The sequence below is a fragment of the Frankia sp. CoWAU3 genome (assembly GCF_977971855.1).
Map to the genome: position 1 here is coordinate 13,731 of NZ_CDWWXB010000019.1, position 701 is coordinate 14,431.

Consider the following 701-nt stretch of genomic DNA (forward strand, 5'->3'; position numbering starts at 1 on the left):
CGCGCGCAGGTTCACGTCCTGCGGCGCGGGCCGCTCGGCGCGAGTGGGACGACCCGGCCGCGCCGAGGCACCGCGGCCGCCCCCGCCGAGGCGGATCTGCGTGCCGTGGCCCCGTCCACCCCGCCGGTTCCCCGGCCCCGGTTCCTCGTCGGTCCGCGCCCACCCGTCGCCATATCGTCCTCATCCCGCCGGCACCGCGGCCCCGGTCGGGGCCCGTTCCCGACAACTGTGCCTGTCGGGGTGGGGCCTGCGCCAGGGGGAACAGGCGTCACCCGGCCGGTGGCGCCGTCTCGACCTCCAGCAGGTCACGGCGGTCCGCCAGGTCACGGCGGGCGCCGCCGAGCTCGCCGGTCCAACGCCGGAAGAGCGTGTGCGGCACGTCGGCGGCGTCCAGCACCCGCCCGGCCACGAAGTCGACGAGATCGCCAGCCGTCCGCACACCCGCGTAAAACCCCGGGCTCGCCGCGGCCACCACCGCCCCGGCGTCGTGCAGGTCCAGCATGTGGCGCAGCGTCGCGCGAGTGTAGGGCATCTCCCGCGGGACGACGATCAGACGGCGGCCTTCCTTGAGCGTGACATCCGCCGACCGCTGCAACAGATCCTTGGACAGTCCCAGGGTGATACCGGCCAGGCAGGCGGTGCTCGCCGGGACAACGATCATCCCGCGAGTCGGGTACGAACCGCTGCTCGTCGGCGCCCCC

General features: G+C 75.2%; 1 protein-coding gene. It reads right to left on the bottom strand.

Annotation, left to right across the window (positions count from 1 at the left end):
• Positions 1 to 268 precede the first annotated feature (268 nt).
• The coding region (locus AC08ON_RS03770; RefSeq protein ID WP_476616457.1) for a UbiX family flavin prenyltransferase at positions 269 to 701 on the bottom strand (433 nt) is incomplete at its 5' end.